Raw genomic sequence first — 21,904 nt, 5'->3', positions numbered from 1 at the left:
CCATGCTTTATTTTACGGGGACTTTACAAATCCCTTGCCAACATCAAAAAAGGCGGTTCCCGTAAATCGGTCGCATTTGCCTAAACCGGATCGAAAAACGGTTTTCGGCCCGGTTTAGGCAAATGCGTCCATTTCATGGGAACTGGTCGTTTTCGATCAAAAATGACCATTTTTTCATTGTCCGATCCGGGGATCTGGAAGTGTTGTCAGCAACTCCAAGAAGAGGATTCAAAGATTGCTATCAACGGTTCGGACGCCTCTGAGCAAATCGGGATCGGCAAAACCGGAAATCTTCGGCACGCAGTGCAAGACAATTTTCCCTACCGCCGTAAGATTCGCTACTGACCATTCCATCGACATCGCCGTTTTTCGGCCGTTTTGGCCGGAAGTCCCTTAATACGCTCTTCGCAAATAACGACAGTGCTGTCGGTTCAGTGACCCGCAGGAGATGCATATGGGCGTAGTTGAAATCAGGTTGAAGCCTGACCGGGACGGTCGAATTGTGGACAAAATGGAACTTGTGATCGGTCGGCCCGTTGTTTGGAAGTATGCCTACAGCAAGGCCGGAAGGCTTTTCGAGGCGCACCAGGACAACAGGTGTTTCTGCCAATGTTACTACGACCGGGGCGGCCGCCGCCAGCGGGCCGACTTCTCGGATACCGTTGGGGCCAGCTACTGCGACTACCGGAACAATCTGGAATGAGGGCGGGAAATAATGGGTTCACGCATGACGGAAATGGGTTCCGTTCCATCTGGGCGAACGGCGGTACGTACTATCTGGAGGAATACGCGCCGGACTACCGGCTGCTCAAGATAAAAGTGGAGAATTAGAACCGCGTCTACACCTTTCGCCACGACGAATAGGGCAGACGGGCCGCCAGATTCTTCAGCGGCCAGTTTGTTGAGGCCTGCCAGTGGCTCGACTCCATCCGGCTCGGCGCGTTTCAGACCTGGGGGATGGGGGGCCGATTTGAGTCGGCCCCCCGTGCATGCTGCGCTCCCGGACCGGCAAGGTGGCCATTCCGCGCGCCTTGCCGGTTCGTAGCGTTGGGGAATCGTCTAGTCTTCGGCGTATGAATTGATCAGGCAGCCCGCTTGGATGATCTTGCGTTCTTGGGGGGTCATGTCCGGCAACTGAAGTGGAATCTTGAACGTTCCCTTTGCACCGATGACTGTGGCTTCAATGGCCTCGCCCCCCGAAGAAAGGACTTGCTTGATGCTGGGCAAAACGACGAGATCGCCGGTTTGGATGTCCAGTTGCTCGATGTTTTCAGTGACGAACGGGAGCAGTCCCCAGTTTATCATGTTGCTGCGATAGCGTTTGGTTGCATATGCCCCGGCGATGTTCGCCCATCCTCCAAGCACCTTTTGAGAAGAAGCGGCTTGCTCGCGGGCCGATCCGTCACCTGGCTTGTACGCGAAAAGGAGGCTTCCGAGACCGGTCTCCGCCATCTGGCCGTCGAGTCCCGCCTTGGTCAACAGGGCCTCGACCTCGGGGCAGGCGGATTTTGTTTTGACCGCCTCCACCCGTTGGGCTTCGAGAGCTTGCGCCGCTTTGGCCCGCGCCACGTATCCGGGGTCGCGGCCGCTGAGCGTGAATTCCGCAAGGCGCTGCGGATTGGACCGTAGCGATGAGGTCTCCCCGGACGGGATCAGCTCATCGGTGGTGGTGACCGGATCACGCAGTGTGGAACAGACCGTGAGCACCAGGTTTTCAGGCAGGGGCGCCATATCGGGCCAGTCCGTGATGTTGGGGCCGTATACGAGTTCAACCTCCGGCTCGGGTGCCCCGAAGCCGTAGTATACGCGCTTGGCGTAGACGTTTTGGTCAAAATGATAGGGCGTGTCCTTTTCGGCGGGGACATCCGGCAACTCTGTCGCGGCCGTCAGGATGCCCTTGTTGCGGGCCGTTGCCGCGATGGACCGGGCGTCCATGAGGGCCACATAGGCGATCTGCCCATTGGCGGGTTTCGAGCCTTCGCGGTTGGCGAAGTTTCGCGTGGTATGCCTGATGGAGAGCCGGTTGTTGGCCGGAACGTCGCCGACTCCGAAACAGGGGCCGCAAAAGGAGGTTTGCAGGGTGGCGCCTGACTCCATGAGGGTCTCGGCCATGCCGTTTCGCACCAGCTCCATGCGCTGGGGTTGGCTTGACGGATAGAGCGAAAGCCAGAAATCGTCCCGGCCGGTGCTGTGTCCCTTGAGAATCTCGGCCATGCGAGCCATGTTTTCGAACAACCCTCCTGAACAACCGGCTACTGAGGCCTGGTCCACTTTGAGACGTCCGTTATGCAACTTTTGTCGCAGGTTGAGCGGCGGGGTGTCACGGTTGAGGATGCCCATGGCCTTTTTTTCCACGTCTGCCAGGATGTCCTCCGCATTCTCGTGAAATTCCTCGATGGTGAAGGCGTTGCTCGGGTGGAAGGGCAAGGCGATCATGGGCCTGACAGCGCCCAGGTCGATACGAATCACTGCATCATAATAGGCTGTTTGGGCCGGGGCCATGGGCTTGAAGTCTTGTTCGCGCCCATGGATGGTCAGATAGTCGCGAACCCGATCGTCGGTGAGCCAGATGGAAGACAGGCACGCTGTTTCGGTCGTCATGACGTCGATCCCGATCCGGAACTCCGTTGAGAGGTTGGCGACGCCGGGTCCGATGAATTCCAGGACTTTGTTTTTGACGAGGCCATCCTTGAATACCGTGCGAATCAGGTCTAGGGCCACGTCATGGGGGCCAACGCCTGGAACGGGGCTTCCCTCAAGCCACACGGCCACGACTTCAGGCCTGGGGAGGTCGTAGGTGCGCCCAAGCAGTTGCTTTGCCAGTTCGCCGCCGCCCTCGCCGAAGCCCATGCATCCTAAGGCCCCGTAACGGGTGTGGCTGTCCGAGCCGAGGATCATTTTGCCGCAACCGGCCATGGTCTCCCGGGCGAATTGGTGGATGACGGCCATATGGCCGGGAACGAATATGCCACCGTACTTTTTGGCTGCGGAGAGGCCGAAGGCATGGTCATCTTCGTTGATGGTGCCGCCCACGGCACAGAGGGTGTTGTGGCAATTGGTCAAAGCGTAGGGCACCGGGAACTCTGTCAGCCCGCTCGCCCTGGCCGTCTGGATTATGCCGACATAGCTGATGTCGTGGGACATCATGGAGTCGAATACGATATTCAGCTCTTCGTCTGTTTCGGACCGGTTGTGGGCTTCGAGTATCCGGCAGGCCATGGTGCCGCTTTTGGCCTCCGCCGGGGACGGCAGGCCGGATGATTCCGGTACGAGAGTTCCGTCGACAAGGTAGGCTGGACCTTCAATGGTAATCATGGTGTTCCTCCAAAAAAGTTGGGACGGGCCCCCGTATGGTTTTCCGTTCTGGCCAATATCCCCGAAGAGGCATGGGGGGCCGACATGTTGGCCCGTTCGGGGAGCGGATGTTTCATCTGGCTGGATGTTTCAGGTGTTTCACTGCAACGGTAATGAAAGACCCAATCGGGGCGGCGGCCATGCCGCCGCCCCGGCAGTTGTCAGTTCGTGTGGGACAAGCCCAGCTCGTAGCCGACTTCAAGGGCTTGGCGGTTGATGTCCATCAGATGTTCGGGGAGCCTTTTTTTCAGGGACTCCATAATTGATTCCGGTTTGACGTCCAGGTCCGCGAGCGCAAGGAGGGCTCCCAGCATACAGATGTTGAAAACCACAGGTTTGCCTATGCGTTCCATGACCGTTGCGTACATCGGCAGGGAGACGTGCCGGGCATCTTCATTGTCCCCGACCGTGACGTATCTGGAGTCGGTGAGCATGATACCGCCGGGCCTAAGGGTGTTGCCGTATTTCTCGTAGGCTTCCTGGGTCAGGCATACGAGGATATTGGGCGTCGTTACTTTGGGGTAGAGAATGTTGTCGTCGGAGATAATGACGTCCGTGCGCGTTGCGCCGCCTCGGGCCGCGGGGCCGTAGGTTTGCGACTGAACGGCGTACAGCCCTTCGTTGAGGGCAGCGGATTCTGCCAGTATGATGGCCGCAGTGATCACTCCCTGACCGCCGGACCCCGAGAAAACCAGTCGTTGTGTTCGCATTGTGTTACCTCGTCATGAAGCGTCACAGACCGTTATTTGGCCTGTGCCTGCTGGATGATCGTGTCATATTGTTCGCAGTATTCAGGGGCCTCCCTGTCCAGGAAGATTCCGCGTTCTATCAGGTCGGGATTTTCCTTCTTTGCCTTCGAACCTATAGGTGTGGTGATTTCCTTGTAGTGCATCAGCATGTCAACCGCGCTTCCGGCGCGGTTTTTCCGGCCGTAATACGTGGGACACTGGCTGAGGACTTCCACCACGGAAAACCCTTTGTGTTGGATGGCTTTGGCTATGAGCTTGGAAAGCTCCATGACGTGGAAGGTCGTGGTTCTGGCCACAAAGGTGGCTCCGGCGGCCATGGCGAGGCTGGTGACGTCGAACCCGGGATCAATGGTTCCCATGGTCGCGGTGGTCGCCTTTTTGCCCGGCCCGGTCAGGGGAGAGAACTGCCCCCCGGTCATGCCGTATATCCGGTTGTTCATGACCACGGCCGTGATGTCGATATTGCGCCTGGCCGCATGAATGAAGTGGTTGCCGCCAATGGCGAGCGCGTCGCCATCGCCCATGGGCACGATGACGTTGACGTCAGGCCGGCTCAGTTTCGCACCGGTGGCGAAGGCCAAAGCCCGGCCGTGAAGGGTATGCAGGGTATGAAAGTCCACGTATCCCGAAATGCGGGAGGAGCACCCGATCCCCGAAACCATGATCACGTCGTTTTTGTTTATACCCAAGTCATCCACTGCGTGCAGCAGCCCGTTGAGCACCGTGCCGTGTCCGCATCCTGCACACCAGAGATGGGGGAAAAACCTTTTCCGAATATAGTTTTGTATTGCCATGCTAGAGCCCCTTTCCTTGGATGACCCGCAAGAGATTGAGAACGTCTTCAGGCTTGATGAACACGCCGTCGAACCGGTTGATGAGAAACACCCGTTCCTTGTCGGGCAACGCCAGTTTCACCTGTTCGACTATCTGGCCCTGGTTCATTTCCACGACCATGATCGATTTGGCGTTCGCACACAGCTCGCCTACGAGTTCGTGTGGGAAGGGCCACAGGGTTTGCAGTTCGAGCAAGCCATATTTTTCGCCTGCCTTTCTGCTCTGCTCGACGACTTGCCGCACGGTGCGGGCGGCCGAGCCGTACGACACGAAGATGTGTTTCGCGTCTTCGAGATAGAGGGTCTTGTAGCGGGTGATGGCCGAGATGCTGTTGTTGATCTTGCTCGTCAGGTGCAGGGCCAGCTCATGGACGAGTTTCGGGTTGTCCGTGGGGAATCCCCACATGTCGTGATACAGCCCGGTGACGTTGTAGCGGTGAACGCCTCCGAAGTCCGACATGGGCAGCCGGCCGTCTTCCCGGGGAAGATACGGATGGTAGTTGATGCCGGCCTTGACCGAAGTCCGGAGGCGGTCGATCAGAGGCAGCTCCCCGGGTTCCGGTATGGTCAGCTTCTCCCGCATGTGCCCGACGACCTCGTCCAGCAGCAGGAGGACAGGCGTCCGGTATGTTTCGGCCATGTTGAAGGCCTCAACCGTCATGGCGAAAACGTCCTGATGGTTCGAGGCGGTCAGACAGATGATCGAGTGGTCTCCGTGCGTGCCCCAGCGCGCCTGATTGACGTCGCCCTGGCTGACATGGGTCGGGATGCCCGTCGAAGGCCCGCCGCGCATTACGCTTGTTATAACGCACGGCACTTCGGCCATCACGGCGTAACCAAGCGCTTCCTGCATAAGGGAGAAGCCTGGGCCGGAAGTGGCGGTCATGACTTTTTGGCCCGAAAGCGCCGCCGCGATAATCGAACACATGGAGGCGAGCTCGTCCTCCATTTGGATGAATTTCCCGCCATGCGCCGGAAGGCGCTCGGAAAGCAATTCGGCTATTTCGGTGGACGGAGTGATGGGATATCCGGCAAAAAATTGCAGGCCGGCATACAGCGCCCCCTCCACGCACGCTTCATTGCCTTGGACGAATTTGGTGTTGTTCATGACAAACTCCATTGCTTCGGACATGAGAGAAGGAAAGGATAGGATGCGTTCATTGTGCGGTCTCCGTTTGGCAAGGAGCCGAATCCGTTTCCACAATGCTTATGGCCAGATCCGGGCAATAGCGTTCACACATGCCACATGCGATACAGAGCTCTTCATCGAGCTCGGCCTTGTCGTGAGCGTTCAGGGTCAGAGCGTTTTTGGGGCAGATATGAATGCAGATTCCGCAGCCCTTGCAGTACGCCTGGTTGACCATCACTCGTTCGAGTTTCTGTTCATCCATACATTTTTCCTCAGTTTTTTTGGTTGAATAGAACCCCGACATGCATCGCCTCCCGCGGGCCGTTCCCAGCGGGATGTGCGGTGTTTCGAAGCGCTGCGCTCTGCACAGGCGGAAAGACCGGAAGCGGGCATAAAATCGAGGGTGGGGTAAAGGATCGGCTCCGCCCGGACGGTCGGGTTCTTCAGAAAGAACGGCCGTGGGGGCGTGGGGCAGGTCCTGTAGCGCTTGGTGTGTTCCGCAGGGGGCGGTGCGTGGCCGAGTAAGCTGGGGTACGGCTGACGCACCGCCCGATGGGGACGAAGGCGTAGTCCCCGCGGCAAGAGAGGTGAGCCCGCGGGGCTCGCCAGGTATGGTTTCAAAAATCCGTAAGCGAGTAGATCGAAGGTGGCGTCGGACGAGACGCGATGGCGTGGGCGCAAAGGGCCGACCCGGTCGGCGGAGAGCCGGTCGCTTGGGAGAAGGGGAAGCCGGATCGGAACTTGAACGGACCGTAGGCCGGGGCCCTATCCCGCCGGGTGTTTCACAGCTTGTTGCAAATGTTTCTCGGTGTTGCATGATAGCCTCGATCTCAAAGAATCGAGCCTATCAGTGCAACTCATATGCCACGTAGTCAGGCCCCGGCTATCCCCCATTTTTGCATCCGGCGCCAAAGCGTCGTCCTGCTGATTCCGAGGGCCTCGGCCGCCTTGTTTTTCGAGTTGCCCATGGCGACGAGGACTCTGATGACGCGCTCCCGGGTCAGGTTTTCCGGTTCGATCATCGCTTCCGGATATTCCGCATTGGCCGGGGACCATCCTTCGTTCGAAGGCGGCTCTCCCGATATCGGCGCAGGAGGCGGGGCGTGCAGGGAACAGACCATTTCCGCAATCAGGTCATCAAACACTTCGGAGTCGAATTTATCGCCGCAAAGTACCACCAGGCGTTCAGCGAAATGCTCCAGTTGTCGGGCGTTGCCCGGCCAGGGGAGGTCCGCAAGCCTCTTCAAATAGCGGGCAGGTACGTTGAGGTTCTTTCGTCCATATTGCGACTTCACCCTGAGGGCGAGGCGTTTGAAAAGCGGACCGATGTCCTCGGGCCTCGTACGCAGGGGAGGCAGGGTGATGGGCAGGATGTCCAGCCTGAAGAACAGGTCCTCCCGCATTCGTCCCGCGCGGACTTCGTCCCGGAGGTTCTTGTTGGTGGCGGCGACCACCCTTGCGTCGATGGGGATGACGGTGTCGCCGCCAATGCGCATGACCTCCTTTTCCTGCAAGACCCTGAGAAGACGTGTCTGGACGTTCATGGGGGTGGAGCCAATTTCATCCAGAAAGATGGTTCCCTCGTGGGCCAGTTCAAACAACCCCGCCTTGCCTCCCCGTCGGCTGCCGGTGAACGCCCCCTCCTCATACCCGAACAGTTCGCTCTCAAGCAGTTGATCGGGCAGGGCCGAACAGTTGATGGAGACGAAAGGCCCCTTTTCTCGTTTTGAGGCGAGGTGGATGCCGTGGGCGATGATTTCCTTGCCCGTCCCTGTTTCGCCCGTGATCAGCACCGAAGATTCGCTGGCCGCGTACGTCCTGGCTTTTTTGATCATATCCCGGATGATTTTGCTTGTGTGATAATAATCTTCAAGCCGGTACTTTGCCCTGAGGCCCTTGGTTTGTGACCTGCGGACAGCGCTTTCGGCCTTGCTGATGTGCGAGGCCTCCTGAAACGTGGAAACGCCCCCCACCACTTCGTCGCCCGAAAGAACCGGGACGCTGTTGACGACATACGAAGAAGAACCGATCTGCTGCAGCTTGTTGATGGATGGGCGCCCCCTCTTGACCGTGTCGAGCAGGTCCGTGTCCGGCAGCAGGTCGGTAATGCTGCCCTCGGCGTGCTGGGACTCAGGAAGGCGCAGCATCGATCGGGCGGCCCGGTTTATGGAGGTGATGCGGCCGGTGTTGTCCGTGGCCAGGATGCCGTCGGACACAGCGTCCATGATGGTGCGGTACTGTTCATAGCGGGCCGCCTCTTCCCGGCGGGACACCGCGATGCTCCTTGCGTCTTCCAGGACCGAGAGAATGGTTTCATCCGGGATTTGGAAATTCATGCTTCGAATGCCGTGCCGCCTGGCGAGCCTGTTGGTAACCCCCCCTCCGACTACGATGTCATGTCCCCTGCTCTTGGCCTCCATGAGGGCATTCTCAAGGCTTTCACGATCCCGGTAGGTCAGGGGGATGAGCCTCACCCCAAGAATGTCCTCGAAAAGCGTTAGATCGGTGAGGCTCTTATAGAAGAAGGTTATGAGAATACGTTTGCTGATCTTGGATGCGTCCCAGAGGGTCTTGAGCATGTTCATGGAAGTGTCGGGAATACTCACGACCGGCACCGCACAGTGCTCCCTTAGCATGTGGGCGGTTCCCCGGCGCGATATGAGGACCTCGACCCCTCGCTCCTCAACCATTTTCCGGCCGGGGATACGCGCGTCCTCAAGCCCGGAAAGAGCGCACTCCAGATGCTGTCCCATTTGCAAAGCCAGGGCTTGGGCCCTGTCTATGCTTTCCCGCGATGTACCTATGAAGCCCAGAGATATTTCATGCATGGTATTAAGGGTTCGCAAAAGTTTCGGTGTTGCAACGTGGTTACTAAAACTAAAAATGTACCTATGACGCATGACGATATTTCATGATTAGCATCAAGGGTTACACAAAAGTTTCATTGTTGCAACATGGTCGCTGGGATTGAAACGGTTGAAACATACTGCGGCGCTTGTCTGAAAAAGGCGCGTAAGAATATGTCTACGTGTTTCTTAGTGGCTGTTATTACAGGCGATTAGTACCTCCAAGCAGCCTCTCGCGATGCCCGAAAATCACTCTGAAATGCTCCAAAACAGCGTGGCATGGAATTTGTTTTAGAGAGCTACGAAAAGACACAACCCATCTACGTTTAAGGAGTCTGCTGTGTTAGAAAAAGGTGAGTATATTCAGTTGAATGAAGACAAGAAGCTCGTTGTTCCCAACCACCCGATCATTCCTTTCATTGAGGGAGACGGGGTTGGCCCGGATATCTGGAACGCCGCATCGGCCGTTTTCGACGCCGCAGTGGCCAAGGCCTACGGCGATGAGCGGAGTGTCGTTTGGAGCGAGGTTCTTGCCGGCGAAAAGGCCCATGCACAAACAGGTGAATGGCTGCCCAAGGAAACCATAGACCAGATCCGCAAGTGTCGGGTGGCCATCAAGGGCCCTCTTTCCACGCCCGTCGGCAAGGGGATGCGGAGCCTGAACGTCGCCTTGCGCCAGATTCTGGATCTGTATGCATGCGTCCGCCCGACCAGGGCCCTTGCCGGCGTGCCGTCTCCGGTAAAGCATCCCGAGCGCGTGAACATGATCATTTTTCGCGAAAACACCGAGGACGTTTACGCCGGTGTGGAATGGGAATCCGGCAGCGACGAGGCCGGCAAGCTGATCGATTTTCTCGACTCGCAGCTGGGTGTCCATCTTTCCGCTGAAGCGGGCATCGGGGTCAAACCCATGAGCCCGAAGGGATCGAAACGTCTCATCCGCAGAGCCTTGCGCTGGGCTCTCGACCATGGAGAGAAGAGCGTCACCTTGGTTCACAAGGGCAACATCATGAAGCACACGGAGGGCGCGTTCCGGGAGTGGGGCTATGAACTGGCTCGCGATGAATTCTCCGACACCGTCGTGGCCGAGGCGAGCATGAACGGGAACGGCCCAGGGAACAAGGTCGTCATCAAGGATCGCATCGCGGACTCGATGTTCCAGCAGGTGCTGCTGCGTCCGGACGAATACAGCGTCCTGGCAACCCCCAATCTCAACGGCGACTACATCTCCGACGCGCTGGCCGCCCAGGTCGGCGGCCTGGGCCTGGCTCCGGGCGCAAACATCGGGGATGAGGCGGCTGTATTCGAGGCCACGCACGGGACCGCTCCCAAATACGCCGGGCAGGACAAGATCAACCCCGGTTCCGTCATCCTTTCCGGGGTGATGATGTTCGAACACCTCGGCTGGCAGGAGCCCGCCGACCTCATTCGCGGCGGCATTGAAAAAGCGATCGTGGACAAGGTCGTCACATACGACCTTGCCCGCCAGTTGGAAGGCGCGAAAGAGGTCAAGTGCTCCGAGTTCGGCCAAGCCATCATTGAACGTCTTTAGAGCTACGCCGACCAGGACCGCGGTCGTCGCAGTTTGTGGGTCAGCCTGTTGCAAATACCCTCATTCAAACCCAGGGGAGGGCGAACCTAGCGCCCTCCCCCCCATGGGGACGAACGCTGCGGATCCGAATGTCGGATAACATAATTTGGAGGAAATTCAGAATGTTACTTGATGAACGGCAAAGCAAAAAAATATTCGGGTCAGCTAAGATTCCGGTGCCGCCTTCTCTGGAAGTGCGTCCGGAGGACGACCCGGCACCGGGCTTCCCGGCCCCCTGGATGCTGAAGTCCCAGGTCCTTTCGGGAGGCCGCGGCAAAGCTGGAGGAGTGGTCAAGGTGCAGGGGCGTGACGCCCTGCACGACACCATGCGGAAACTGTTCGATCTTCCCATCAAGGGATCGCGCCCGCCGTTGCTGCTTTTGGAGCCTGCCGCCGAGATCGAGCGGGAGTTTTACGTCAGCATGGCGGTTTCCCGTGATCGCGAAAGCCTGCTTTTCACCGTGAAGGCAGCAGGGGGCATGGAGGTCGAAGCCGACGGCATCATCCCGGCGCTGATCCAAAAAGTCCGCCTTCCGGGAGGGCCCACCGCCGCACAGATTCGGTGCGCCTTTTTCCATATGGGACTTGAGCGGGAGCAGCTGGATGAATTCGCCGGCATTGTCAACAGCCTGTTCGAGGCCGTCATAGAGAACGGATTGCTCCTCGCCGAGATCAACCCCCTGGCGCAGGTCAAGGACAATGGATTGATGGCCCTGGACGCCAAGGTCGAAGTGGACGACAGCGTCGCCGATCTTCGGGAGGACCTGTCCAATCTTCGAGAGCCCGGGCACTACGGCGAAAAAGAGCTTACCGCCAAGCTGGCCGGTCTGAGCTACGTGGGCCTGGACGGAAGCGTCGGCTGCGTGGTGAACGGTGCCGGATTGTCCATGGCCACCATGGATGCGCTCAATTTCGCAGGCATCGCGCCCGCCAACTTCCTCGACCTTGGCGGCGCGGCCGATTCCGAACGCATGCAAACGGCCATGGAGCTGCTCCTCGACGACGACAAGGTTGAAGCGCTGTTCATCAATCTCTACGGCGGCATTCTTTCATGTTCCGCCGTTGCGGATGCGTTGCTGGAGGTGCTGGACGGCGAGGAACCCAAAAAACCGATTGTCGCGAGAATCTCCGGCAACAATGCCGAATTAGGCCGGAAAAAGCTCCGGGACGTCGGCCTGAAAGGGTTGGTCCTTGCCGAGGACATGGCCCACGCGCTGTCGCTGCTGGGCGCGCTTGTCCCGCACGAAGGCGGTCGGCGGTTCGAGGAACTGGGAACGGCCGACGCAACCTATAACTTTGAACGCCGTCCGGTCAGGCGCCCTCTGGATGTGCCCAATCCCCTGGATTTCGGGCCGCACACCAAGGTCCTGGTCCAGGGCTTGACCGGCCGGGCCGGCAAGCTTCACGCCGGGCTCATGCGCCAATACGGCGCGAATATCGTGGCCGGAGTGACGCCCTTCAAGGGCGGTTGCTTCGCGGACTCCACTCCCATCTACGACAATGTGCAGGAAGCCGCCGCCGACCATCAGATCGACCTGAGCATCATCTTCGTGCCGGCACCTTTTGTGGCCGACGCGATAATGGAAGCCGCCGATGCAAAGGTCCCCTGGATTGTCTGCATCACCGAAGGAACGCCGCAACTGGATATGCTCAAGATCCTGCCGGCCCTCCGGGAAAGCGGTTCAAGCCTCATCGGCCCCAACACGCCCGGGCTGATCGTGCCCGGCCGGTTCAAGGCGGGCATTATGCCTACCGATCCGTTCAGCCCTGGCTCTGTCGCGGTTCTTTCCCGCAGCGGAACCCTTACCTATGAGGCCTCGGCCCGGCTGACCGCGGCCGGACTGGGCCAGGCCATCGCCTGCGGCGTGGGCGGAGACCCCTTCATCGGCCTCGGGTTCGCCGAGATGCTCGACATCGTCCGCGATGACCCTCGCGTCGAATCCGTGTTGCTCCTCGGCGAGATCGGCGGCCGCGCTGAAGAAGATGCGGCGGCGTATATCTCCTCGACTTCCTTTGCAAAGCCTGTGGTCAGTTTTGTCGCCGGTCTGACCGCTCCTCCCGGACGGCGTATGGGCCATGCCGGAGCCATCCTCGAAGAGGGCGGCGGCGTGGAACGTAAGCTTTCGGCCTTGCGCAGCGCGGGAATCGAAGTCTGCGCCAGTCTCGATGAACTGCCTGAAGCCGTCCGTCGGGGAATGTCGAAATAGGCCGACGGCCGATAATTTGGGACCGTGCAGCCGGAGAAGGCCGGATGCCGAGGCCCGCCACGGAATCGCCGACAGGGCGGCCATGAGCAACGCCCTGTCGGGGGGCACCCGGCCGGGTCAGTCCCATTGAATCTTTAACTCAGGAAGAGTGTTATGAAAACGTTACTAGACCCAGCACATCTTAGTGAAATGTATGATGTATTGGTCATCGGGGGCGGAAACGCGGCGTTGTGCGCTGCCATCACCGCCCGCGAGGGTGGAGCCAGCGTATTGTTGCTTGAAGCCTCGCCTTGGGAATACAGGGGCGGTAATAGTCGGCACACCCGGAACCTGCGGTACATGCACCAGAACGCCACTGCGTTTCTCACCGGTCCCTATCAGGAAGACGAGTTCTTTCAGGACCTGATGATGGTAACCAAGGGTAATACCGACGAGGAACTGGCCCGGTTCACGATCCGGGAATCGGGCGAGGTCGGCGAGTGGATGATGAAGCAGGGCGTTCGGTTCCAGCCGTCCATGCGCGGAACGCTCCATCTTTCCAGGACCAATGCCTTCTTCCGCGGAGGCGGAAAGGCGCTGGTCAACGCCTACTACGCCACCTGCGAAAAGCTCGGCGTCAAGATCGCCTATGAAGCCAAGGTCACGGATTTGGACATCCAGGGAGGCCGTTTCGAATCGGCCACCGTCGAATACATGGGCAGCGAGCATTTGGTCCGGGCCCATGCCGTGGTAGCGGCTTCTGGCGGTTTTCAGGCCGATCTGGACTGGCTCCGTCGTTCCTGGGGAGAGGCCGCCGAGAACTTCATCGTCCGCGGGTCCCCCTATGACAAGGGCGTAGTGCTCAAGGTGCTTATCGACAAGGGCGTTCAATCCAAGGGCGACCCCAGCCAATGCCACTGCGTGGCCATCGATGCACGCGCGCCGAAGTACGACGGCGGAATCGTCACGCGGCTGGACTGTGTCCCGTTTGGCGTCAGCGTGAACCGGGAAGGCAAGCGGTTCTACAATGAAGGCGAAGAGTTCTGGCCCAAACGGTACGCCATATGGGGACGACTCGTCGCACAACAGCCGGGGCAGATCGCCTATTCCATCATCGATTCCAAGTCTATTGATCTGTTCATGCCCTCCGTGTTCCCCCCCGTGGAGGCGGGGTCCGTGCGCGAGCTTGCGGAAAAGCTTGAAATCGATCCCGACGCGGTCGAAGGCACCATCAACGAATACAATGCGGCCACGCGGCCCGGTCCTTTTGACTCCAACGCCCTGGACGGTCTGGGCACTACGGGACTGGAACCCGTAAAGACCAACTGGGCGCGCCCGATAGATACACCGCCTTTCTACGGTTACCCGCTGCGTCCGGGCATCACTTTCACCTACCTCAGCCTGAAAATCGACAAACAGGCGCGCGTCGTCATGGAGGATGGCACTCCTGCGGAGAACATATTCGCAGCAGGCGAACTTGTATCCGGCAACGTGCTCGGCCAGGGCTACATGGCCGGTTTTGGAATGACCATAGGAACTGTTTTTGGACGTATAGCAGGAAAGGAGTCTGCAAAATGTATTCGCAAAGCCTAGACGAAGCCAACAGAGTCATGACCATTTGCAATGCCTGCAGGTACTGCGAGGGGTTCTGCGCAGTTTTTCCGGCCATGGAGCTCCGCAGGGTCTTCACCGAAGCGGACCTGAAGTACATGGCCAACCTCTGTCATAACTGCCGCGGATGCTATTATGCGTGCCAGTACGCACCGCCGCACGAGTTCAACCTGAATGTCCCGAAAACTCTCGGACGGCTGCGCACCGAGACATACGAGGAATTTGCTTGGCCTGCTTCTTTCAAGGGACTCTTCCGCAGAAACGGCCTGGCCGTATCGCTCATAACCTTGCTCTGTGTGGCCGGATTCACGCTGTTCGCCCTGTTGTCCAATGGCCGCGACTCGTTCTTTTCCCCCCACGAGGGGCCCGGGGCGTTTTACGACCTGATTCCCTACTCTGTGATGGTGGGAGTATTCTCGCTTGCGGCGTTGTTCGCTGTTGTCGCCTTCTGGAAAGGCGCGTGCAACCTCTGGAAGGCCACGGCAGGATCGTCCGAGATAGGCCGGAGCGGTAAGTTCCACCTCGGCGCCATATGGGACGTCCTGCGACTTCGGTACCTTGAAGGCGGCGGTGATGGGTGCAACTATCCCGACGAAGAGTTCAGCATGCAGCGCAGGTATATGCACCATCTGACCTTCTACGGCTTCATGCTTTGTTTCGCGGCAACCGTCGTCGCCATGTTCTATGACGACGTCCTCGGTATTCCCGCTCCGTTCGACATCTTCAGCCTGCCTGTCGTGCTCGGTATGCTCGGCGGAGTATCCCTCACCCTGGGCGTTGGCGGACTGTTCATCCTCAAGCGGGTCATGGATACCGAACCGGCCTACAAGCCGGCTTTCCCCATGGATATGTCGTTCATCCTGCTTTTGTTCTTCGTCACATTGAGCGGTCTGGCTCTGCTCTTCTTCCGCTCAAGCTGGGGCATGGGTGTGCTCCTGTGCCTCCATCTGGGATTTGTATTGGCATTATTCCTGACTATGCCTTATGGCAAGTTTGTGCATAGCATTTATCGCTATACTGCCCTTGTTCGTTACAATGGTGAACAGTATTTGGCTGAACATTCTGATAAATAAACGAAGTTAAGTTGCGGTCCATTCTGTTGCGAGAAAGATTTTTCAGCTCTTTCTCGATATTGTTAAGCGCTGTTTTCGTCATAATGCAGTGCTTTGATACATCTGCTGTATTGGCTATGTCGCCATTTTGGAGGTTGTATGCTAGCTTTATTCGGACTTATAATAATTATTGCGCTTCTGGCGTCCATCATGACGAAACGAGTTTCGCCATTGATTGCGCTTATACTCATACCTTATGTCGGGGCCATGCTCAGCGGGGTCGATACGTTCACGACCAGTGAATACATCATCGAAGGCCTTCGCTCGATAGTGCCCGCTGCCGGGATGTTCGTCTTCGCCATCCTGTTCTTTGGTATCATGTCTGACGCAGGCATGTTGGACCCGATCATCAACGGTGTTCTCAAGATCGTCGGCGTCAAGCCCACGCGCATCATCCTGGGAACGCTTTTCCTGACTCTGATTATCCACCTGGACGGCTCGGGCGCCGTAACATTCATGCTGGTGGTCCCGGCCATGCTGCCCCTGTATCAAAGGCTCGGGATAGACAAACGGATATTAGGCCTGATGGCCGCGCTTGGAGCGGGCATCAACTTCCTGCCTTGGGTCGGCCCTATGATCCGGGCCTCTGCGGTGCTGCACTCTTCGGCCATTGATATCTTCAATCCTCTGATCCCGGTCCAATGTGTAGGCCTGGTCTTTGCCGCGTTGGTGGGGATTTTCCTGGGCAGACGTGAAGAAAAACGGCTCGGATTGACAAATGGCCACAAGCCCATTGACATGAAAATGCCGAAGCTGACAGAGGAGAGTCTTGCTTTACGTCGTCCGAAACTGTTCTGGCTTAATATCGCCATAACCATAGCGGTTATCGCGGTGATGGTCGCAGGCGGGCTGCACGCCGCCGTGTCCTTCATGCTGGGAACAGTGCTTGCCCTGCTGATCAACTATCCCAATGCGAGCATGCAACGGAAACGGCTGGACGCGCATGCCCGTCCCGCTCTTATGATGGCCAGCATCCTCATGGCTGCGGGCGCTTTCGTCGGCATCATGCGGGGCACGGGGATGACCGTGGCCATGGCCAAGGCGGTAATCGACGTACTCCCGCCGGACCTGGCTCACTACATCCCCGCCACGCTGGGCGTCCTCGGCATGCCGCTGACGCTGTTCTTTGACCCCGACTCTTTCTACTTCGGGGTTATGCCGGTGATCGCCGAGGTCTTCAAAAGCGTCGGTGGCGATCCGATTCAGGTCGCCCAGGCGGCTCTGCTTGGGGCCTGTACCACCGGATTCCCGGTCAGCCCGTTGACGCCCGCTCCGTTCCTGCTCGTTGGCCTGTTGGGCATCGAATTCGGAGAGCACCAACGCTACTGCATACCGTTTCTGTGGATGGGCTCCATAATCATGACTGGGGCGGCCCTCTTATTCGGTGTCCTGCCGTTTTAACAATCAATAATCATCAACATCAACATGGGCCATGATCCATTCATGGCCCATGTTGATTATGCCTTGACCAGCAGCAGTCGCGGCATCCCGGAACGCGATCTTGCGGACGAAAGGCTTCTGTCATCCGACACCCGTTGTCCGCATGGATGCCACCGGAAGGCAATGGCCTGTCCGCCTGAAAATCATTCGGCACCTCCCCCCCCAAAAAAAACACGGTCCAGGTCCGGCCCTATGCAAGGACGGCATGGAGCACTGCGGCAAGGGCTCGATCCCTTCCGTCCATTTCCCTGCACGGTTTAGGTACTATCGGGCCCATTGCCGCTCCGGTCGCTACGCCTGAATTCGACCCTGTATTCAGCTGCACCTTCTCCTTGCGGGGTGGGGATACCCCTTAAATGGTTACAGCACGTTTCAAATAGGCGTGGCGGCGAATGAGTCCTGTTTAATTAGCTAATTGATGTGTTGATTAAGTTGAGTGCCAACAAGAATGGCATTCAAGAAGTCGTGGGTTCGATTCCCTCCAGCTCCACCAGTGAATTTAAAGGCTTAGAAGGTTTTCCTTCTAAGCCTTTTTCGTGGGATGTACGGAAGAATATTCAGCTGCAATTGGTTGGGGGAAGGGTAAGGACTCCCGGATTCCATGCCAAGTCATTGTTATATTTGTTCTAATAACCAAAGCTGTTTCTGGGTAAAGTTGGTCAGGTCTTAACACGTGTTTTCAACCTGTTGCTGCCAGGCAGAGCTGGCGAGTACAGCCTACAGTAGTAAAAGGCGTAAAGAATCGCTTGTTTGTTCAATAATCGCAGTTGTATTTTTGAGATTTCTTGCAATGGCGTCATCCATAACGCCGTGTATTGCCGAGTAGATTATTGTGGCGGTCAGGTGGGGGGAAGAAAGCGTCCATGCTCCCCGCGCAACACCTTCCTTTAACAACTGCTCAATCTGTCGGCTGATTGCAATGCGGTCTTCATTGGTTTTTTGGGTATGCACCGAGTGGTAGACCAAATCATGTAAAGCGACTGTTGAGAGATATGTCTCCGCATAGGCGTGAATCCAGGCCTGAAACCTTTTGTCTGCCAGGCTGGGGGGAAAGGCGTTGACTTTAGCATCGACGGTATCCAGGAACCATCGGGTGTAGCGATTCCTGAGCGCGTCGAGAACTTCGTTTTTGGACTTGAAATAATGGTAAAAACCTCCCTTTGAGAGATTTGCTGCCTCAAGGATATCGTTTACCGTTGCAGCTTCGTATCCCTTTTTCAAGAAGATTGCCTCAGCCGTGTCGAGCAGGAACATGCGGCGTGTTTCCCTGACTTTTGGCTGCGCATCCATCTGCTCGGGCGCTGTACGCCCACTGTCTTTCTGGCTCATGCTGGATATACCTCGTATCAATTAGGATTTAATTCTCACAACCAAGCAGGGAAATCAAAGTGAAACGTATTTACAGACCGACCGTCGGTTTGTTATGACCCGCTCGAATAAACCAACCTGAAAGCCAATTCTATTTGGGGTTTTAGATGAATAAAAAAAAGCTGGCACTCGTCTCGGCTGCCTATCTTGGAACCTTCATGGCAACTTTGGACATCAGTATCGTAAACGTCGCTCTTCCCGCTATCCAACAAAGTCTCAATGTATCCATGGGGGGGATGCAATGGATTATTGATGCCTACGCAGTTTGTCTTGCCGCCTTTTTGCTTGCCGCTGGCGGATTAAGTTGCAGGTTCGGCATGAAGCGGGTTTGGATGGTAGGCATAGCGGGTTTTGTTTTTTCTTCATTTGCATGCTCGGTGGCTGACAGTCTCGACCTGTTACTCCTTGGACGAGGTTTCCAGGGGGGCTTTGCGGCTTTGATTATTCCAGGTGCGCTTACGATTATTTTTCATTCCATCAAAGATGCGCGGGCGAGATCGCGCATTGTCGGCGGCTGGTCCGCATGCACGGCAATCGCTTTGATCTGCGGACCTGGGCTTGGAGGCGTCCTGGTTGATACTGTCGGGTGGGAGGGAATCTTTATTCTCAATATTCCGATTGGGGCCATTACACTGTTTCTTGGTGCCTGGGGAATACACGAATCTGTCGCGGAAGAGCATCTTCCCCTTGATATCGCCGGGCAAGTGTTAAGCGTTTTGTTCATTGGCGGCATGGTTTACGCTTTGATTGAAGCCGGTGGCGCAAACGGTGGCCTGTCGCCGGTGGTTTTGGCCACTTTTTCAATCTCCCTCGTCTTGGTGCCGGTGTTCTTTTACGTTGAAAAAAGAGCTGTTCAGCCTCTGGTCCCTTTTTCACTTTTCAAGTCCTCGGGATTCTCTTTGTCGAACATCGCGTCTTTTGTTTTGGGATTTTCATATTATAGCAGCCTGTTCTTTTTGTCCCTTTTTTTCCAAGAGGCTCAAGGGTTGACCGCGACACAAGCCGGTAGTCGGATGGTGCCGGCTTTTGCGTTTACCGGGATAGCATCGTTCCTGTTCGGAAGGCTGAGCGCACGGTTCTCAGGCCACAAGCTTTTCGTGGCAAGCTATCTCCTGATCGGAATCGCCATGAGTGCGCTTGGGTTCTCGATTGCGACAACGCCATATTGGTATACCGGACTTTGCCTCTGCCTACTGGGAGTTGGAAGTGGGCTTGCTGTTCCTGCGACCAGTATCAGTGTGCTGAATCATGCGGATAGCGGAAACCTTTCGATTGCATCATCTGTCATGAACGCGCTCAGGCAGGCAGGGATGGCATTCGGCATTGCAATTCTGGGCTCGATAATGAATGTCGTGTCTCTTTTTTCCGCTAGGGAAAAATTGTCTGCGGCAGGTGTGGAAGATACTGTCTCTATGGCCCATTCACTCATGATGGGAAGGCATCCAATTGGACAGCATGAAATTGATATTTATCACACTGCCACTGCATATGGTTTCAATTGGGCCATGTTCCTTGCCGGAGGACTTTGTCTCACCGTCGGAGTAGCTCTTGCTCTACACGGGAGTCGATGCAGACAAAATTGACGCTTTCAGATGGGGGCTAGGTATGGCAACGCGAAAAAGTCGTTTGAGTCCAAAAAAAACAGCTCCGATGGATTGAGCATTTTGTGGCTGGCATTATTGCTTGTTGTGCCGCGGATCTGGTTGGATTGAATGTCGAAACAGCCGCCTTTTACTTTCATTGACTCCGGGAAATCATAGCCGAAGAAGAGGCCTATGAAGGGATGGATTTTGGCGAATTTGAAGTCGATGAAAGTTACTTCGTAGTAAAGCGGAAGGGTAAACGAAGTCGAGGAGCCGCAGGCAAGGTGCCTGTTTTGGAGATTCTGATAAGAGGCGGAAAGGTATACACACAGGTGATTGCTGACGCCAAAAGCAAAACTTTGTTGCCGATTATTCGTGAGAAAGTACAACCAGACAGTATCGTGTACTCAGATGAGGAAATTTAACGACGTCCCGACCACGAATTCCCTTCAATTCTTAAAGGAATGCGAGTGGCGTTTTAACAACACAAGTCCATAAAGTTAGTTTAACAAAATTAAATAGTTGATTAAGAAGCATGTGGGTTAGTTGTCTGGTATAGCCCCTTTTAAAATCCTTTCGTCTGAAAGGATCTTTGATTCATTCAGGCAAGCACGAGAATAAAACCCGTGGGCTGGAATGGTTGAGAGCTGGGAACCTTTTTGCCAAGAGTACTGGGACCGGTACGCGGACAGGAGGATCTTGTTTGGGCGGGCTTACCAGCTTCGCTTGCGGGCAAAGAATGGGTGGCCTTGCAGCCACTCCCCGGTGTAGTCCAACAGTCCTTTCTCTGCTCCGGCTTCCAGCAGCAGCGATGTGGCGCGTGTCATGAGCAGGTAACCCGCCTCCAGGCCCAACGCCTTTGAACCCCGCAGGATTCCCTGCTGGATGCTTTCGGCTATCTGGCGAATGATGGCGTGGTTTTCAATGGGCGTCATGGCGTCCTCGGTGATGTTGCTGAGCTCGCACATGTTGACGTTCACCGAGTTCCAGCCTCGGCAGGCAAAGGGGCGGGCCGGGTATATGGAGCAGTTGCCGTTTTCCAGGAAAAGGCAGGGCAGGCGGTGCCGGGCCATGCCGATTTCCTGCCAGCTCTTGCCGTTCAGCTTCTCCGTAAGAGTCAGCGCCCTGGCCGTCAGGTCCTTCAGCTGTTCCGGGGTGCGGGTTTCCAGCAGGTGCATTCCCAGATACAGGGCCTCCGGCTCGGTTAGGGCCACCTGATTGTAGCAGCAGTGAATGCACCCCCTCTGGCAGGCTATGGGCGGATCAAGTTCCAACTCACCCAGCATGGAGTCCATGAGTTCGTAGGACTCCCGCATCAATGTGTGGAGCGCCTTGATGCGCTCGCCCGAAATTTTTGTCAGATCCCCGTTGCCGGAAATATCCATGCAGGAAATGAAGGCTTCCGATCGTTCAAGCGAGAGCCGGGCGGTCAGGGCTTCTTCGTGGGCTGATCCCTGCGGCGGAACGTTTTGCCCGCCACGGAGTGAACGCTTGGGAAATCGTTTTGTCCTGCCCGATTTTGAGCGTGTGCGAGAGGTCATGGATCACCTCGTAATGAGGCTGAAGTGGGTGACGGGAACCGTCCATTCACTGCATTCGTTTCTTTGGGGTCATGTTGTCAAGATATTGTTCATCTGAGTCGGGGGATGGGCCGTACGGCAATGGCTCGGCCGGTGGCAGGGGAGGGCGTTCCGACTTAAATCGGCTACAGTTGTTGCCGCTATAATGTAATCTGGAAGCCAAAACGTACCATTATGTACGACTTTGCTGACGGGCATCCGCGATGCATCCTCGGGGACCTCCATGTTTTTCCCTTTTATTTAAATGGATAACCGCGAATACACACAAACCTTCGGGCACAGGAAATATCGGCTTGATTATCGCCATTCATTCGTTTGACTCTCCGTGGGATCGTATTCGCAAACGGTCTTCTTATTGAATTCGGCCTTCTGCACGATGCTGTCGCGGGGAACGAAGTGGAGCATCTGGGTGCCGATGACCAAGGTGAACTCGTCCAGGAAGTCGCGTTCCTGCCTCTGTTTCTCCGCATTGGGGACGTCTTTTGAGGTATGTTTGATTCTCGGAAAAACACGGGCCATGCC

At 56.7% G+C, this 21,904-nt stretch carries 17 protein-coding genes and 1 pseudogene; 9 read left to right on the top strand and 9 right to left on the bottom strand.

Annotated elements, in window-relative coordinates:
* The first annotated feature begins 454 nt into the window (after positions 1 to 454).
* Together ACI0FG_RS12635 and ACI0FG_RS12630 are read left to right on the top strand one after the other, a co-directional pair.
* Positions 455 to 703, top strand: coding sequence for a hypothetical protein (locus ACI0FG_RS12635; protein ID WP_419785361.1), 249 nt, complete (start codon positions 455 to 457; stop codon positions 701 to 703).
* Positions 700 to 831, top strand: a complete 132-nt coding sequence (locus ACI0FG_RS12630) for a hypothetical protein (RefSeq protein WP_419785360.1) — start codon at positions 700 to 702, stop codon at positions 829 to 831. Before ACI0FG_RS12635 ends, ACI0FG_RS12630 begins: the two co-directional genes overlap by 4 nt.
* A gap of 228 nt (positions 832 to 1,059) precedes the next feature.
* Here the strand turns inward: ACI0FG_RS12630 and ACI0FG_RS12625 are convergent, their stop codons facing one another.
* The 6 genes from ACI0FG_RS12625 to ACI0FG_RS12600 all read right to left on the bottom strand — a co-directional run bounded on the left by ACI0FG_RS12625 (position 1,060) and on the right by ACI0FG_RS12600 (position 8,818).
* The gene (locus ACI0FG_RS12625; RefSeq protein ID WP_419785359.1) at positions 1,060 to 3,315 is read right to left on the bottom strand and encodes a hydratase; all 2,256 of its coding nucleotides are present in this window, start codon (positions 3,313 to 3,315) and stop codon (positions 1,060 to 1,062) included.
* A 200-nt stretch (positions 3,316 to 3,515) separates the two neighbouring features.
* Complete coding sequence (locus tag ACI0FG_RS12620; RefSeq protein WP_419785358.1) at positions 3,516 to 4,064, bottom strand: 2-oxoacid:acceptor oxidoreductase family protein; 549 nt, start codon at positions 4,062 to 4,064, stop codon at positions 3,516 to 3,518.
* A gap of 32 nt (positions 4,065 to 4,096) precedes the next feature.
* Entirely contained in the window at positions 4,097 to 4,897 is an 801-nt protein-coding gene (locus ACI0FG_RS12615) for a 2-oxoacid:ferredoxin oxidoreductase subunit beta (RefSeq protein WP_419785357.1), read from the bottom strand.
* Position 4,898: 1 nt separating this feature from the next.
* Entirely contained in the window at positions 4,899 to 6,044 is a 1,146-nt protein-coding gene (locus ACI0FG_RS12610; RefSeq protein ID WP_419785356.1) for a 2-oxoacid:acceptor oxidoreductase subunit alpha, read from the bottom strand.
* Between the two features lie 49 nt (positions 6,045 to 6,093).
* Positions 6,094 to 6,327 (bottom strand): 4Fe-4S binding protein, encoded by a 234-nt coding sequence (locus tag ACI0FG_RS12605; protein ID WP_419785355.1) that lies wholly within the window; start codon positions 6,325 to 6,327, stop codon positions 6,094 to 6,096.
* A gap of 610 nt (positions 6,328 to 6,937) precedes the next feature.
* A complete protein-coding gene (locus ACI0FG_RS12600; RefSeq protein WP_419785354.1) occupies positions 6,938 to 8,818 on the bottom strand; it encodes a sigma 54-interacting transcriptional regulator in 1,881 nt (626 codons plus the stop codon).
* 433 nt (positions 8,819 to 9,251) lie between these two features.
* On the opposite strand from ACI0FG_RS12600, the gene icd reads away from it, so the two are divergent.
* From icd to ACI0FG_RS12575, 5 genes are all read left to right on the top strand, one after another.
* Entirely contained in the window at positions 9,252 to 10,463 is a 1,212-nt protein-coding gene (gene icd, locus ACI0FG_RS12595) for an isocitrate dehydrogenase (NADP(+)) (RefSeq protein WP_419785353.1), read from the top strand.
* A 161-nt stretch (positions 10,464 to 10,624) separates the two neighbouring features.
* A complete protein-coding gene (gene sucD, locus ACI0FG_RS12590) occupies positions 10,625 to 12,709 on the top strand; it encodes a succinate--CoA ligase subunit alpha (RefSeq protein WP_419785352.1) in 2,085 nt (694 codons plus the stop codon).
* A gap of 153 nt (positions 12,710 to 12,862) precedes the next feature.
* Positions 12,863 to 14,281 (top strand): FAD-dependent tricarballylate dehydrogenase TcuA, encoded by a 1,419-nt coding sequence (gene tcuA, locus ACI0FG_RS12585; protein ID WP_419785351.1) that lies wholly within the window; start codon positions 12,863 to 12,865, stop codon positions 14,279 to 14,281.
* Positions 14,263 to 15,372: a tricarballylate utilization 4Fe-4S protein TcuB gene (tcuB, locus tag ACI0FG_RS12580; RefSeq protein WP_419785350.1), complete on the top strand. Its 1,110-nt coding sequence runs from the start codon at positions 14,263 to 14,265 to the stop codon at positions 15,370 to 15,372. Before tcuA ends, tcuB begins: the two co-directional genes overlap by 19 nt.
* Before the next feature lie 138 nt (positions 15,373 to 15,510).
* Entirely contained in the window at positions 15,511 to 16,812 is a 1,302-nt protein-coding gene (locus tag ACI0FG_RS12575) for a CitMHS family transporter (RefSeq protein ID WP_419785349.1), read from the top strand.
* Between the two features lie 756 nt (positions 16,813 to 17,568).
* Here ACI0FG_RS12575 and ACI0FG_RS12570 read toward each other — a convergent pair.
* Positions 17,569 to 18,180, bottom strand: a complete 612-nt coding sequence (locus tag ACI0FG_RS12570; RefSeq protein WP_419785348.1) for a TetR/AcrR family transcriptional regulator — start codon at positions 18,178 to 18,180, stop codon at positions 17,569 to 17,571.
* 146 nt (positions 18,181 to 18,326) lie between these two features.
* Here ACI0FG_RS12570 and ACI0FG_RS12565 point away from each other — a divergent pair, with 146 nt between their 5' ends.
* Together ACI0FG_RS12565 and ACI0FG_RS12560 are read left to right on the top strand one after the other, a co-directional pair.
* On the top strand, positions 18,327 to 19,802 hold the full coding sequence (locus ACI0FG_RS12565) for an MFS transporter (RefSeq protein WP_419785347.1): 1,476 nt from the start codon (positions 18,327 to 18,329) through the stop codon (positions 19,800 to 19,802).
* 22 nt (positions 19,803 to 19,824) lie between these two features.
* Positions 19,825 to 20,300: pseudogene (locus ACI0FG_RS12560) on the top strand (transposase).
* 215 nt (positions 20,301 to 20,515) lie between these two features.
* Here ACI0FG_RS12560 and ACI0FG_RS12555 read toward each other — a convergent pair.
* On the bottom strand, positions 20,516 to 21,343 hold the full coding sequence (locus ACI0FG_RS12555) for a YkgJ family cysteine cluster protein (protein ID WP_419785346.1): 828 nt from the start codon (positions 21,341 to 21,343) through the stop codon (positions 20,516 to 20,518).
* A gap of 336 nt (positions 21,344 to 21,679) precedes the next feature.
* Positions 21,680 to 21,901 carry a hypothetical protein gene (locus ACI0FG_RS12550; RefSeq protein WP_419785345.1) on the bottom strand — a complete coding sequence of 74 codons (222 nt, stop codon included), beginning with the start codon at positions 21,899 to 21,901 and terminating at the stop codon, positions 21,680 to 21,682.
* Positions 21,902 to 21,904 lie beyond the last annotated feature (3 nt).

The sequence above is a fragment of the Pseudodesulfovibrio sp. 7M6 genome (assembly GCF_050058625.1).
Taxonomy (GTDB): domain Bacteria; phylum Desulfobacterota; class Desulfovibrionia; order Desulfovibrionales; family Desulfovibrionaceae; genus Pseudodesulfovibrio; species Pseudodesulfovibrio salinus.
The sequence above is the reverse complement of the archived record's forward strand: the minus strand, read 5'-3'. Positions and strand labels throughout refer to the sequence as shown.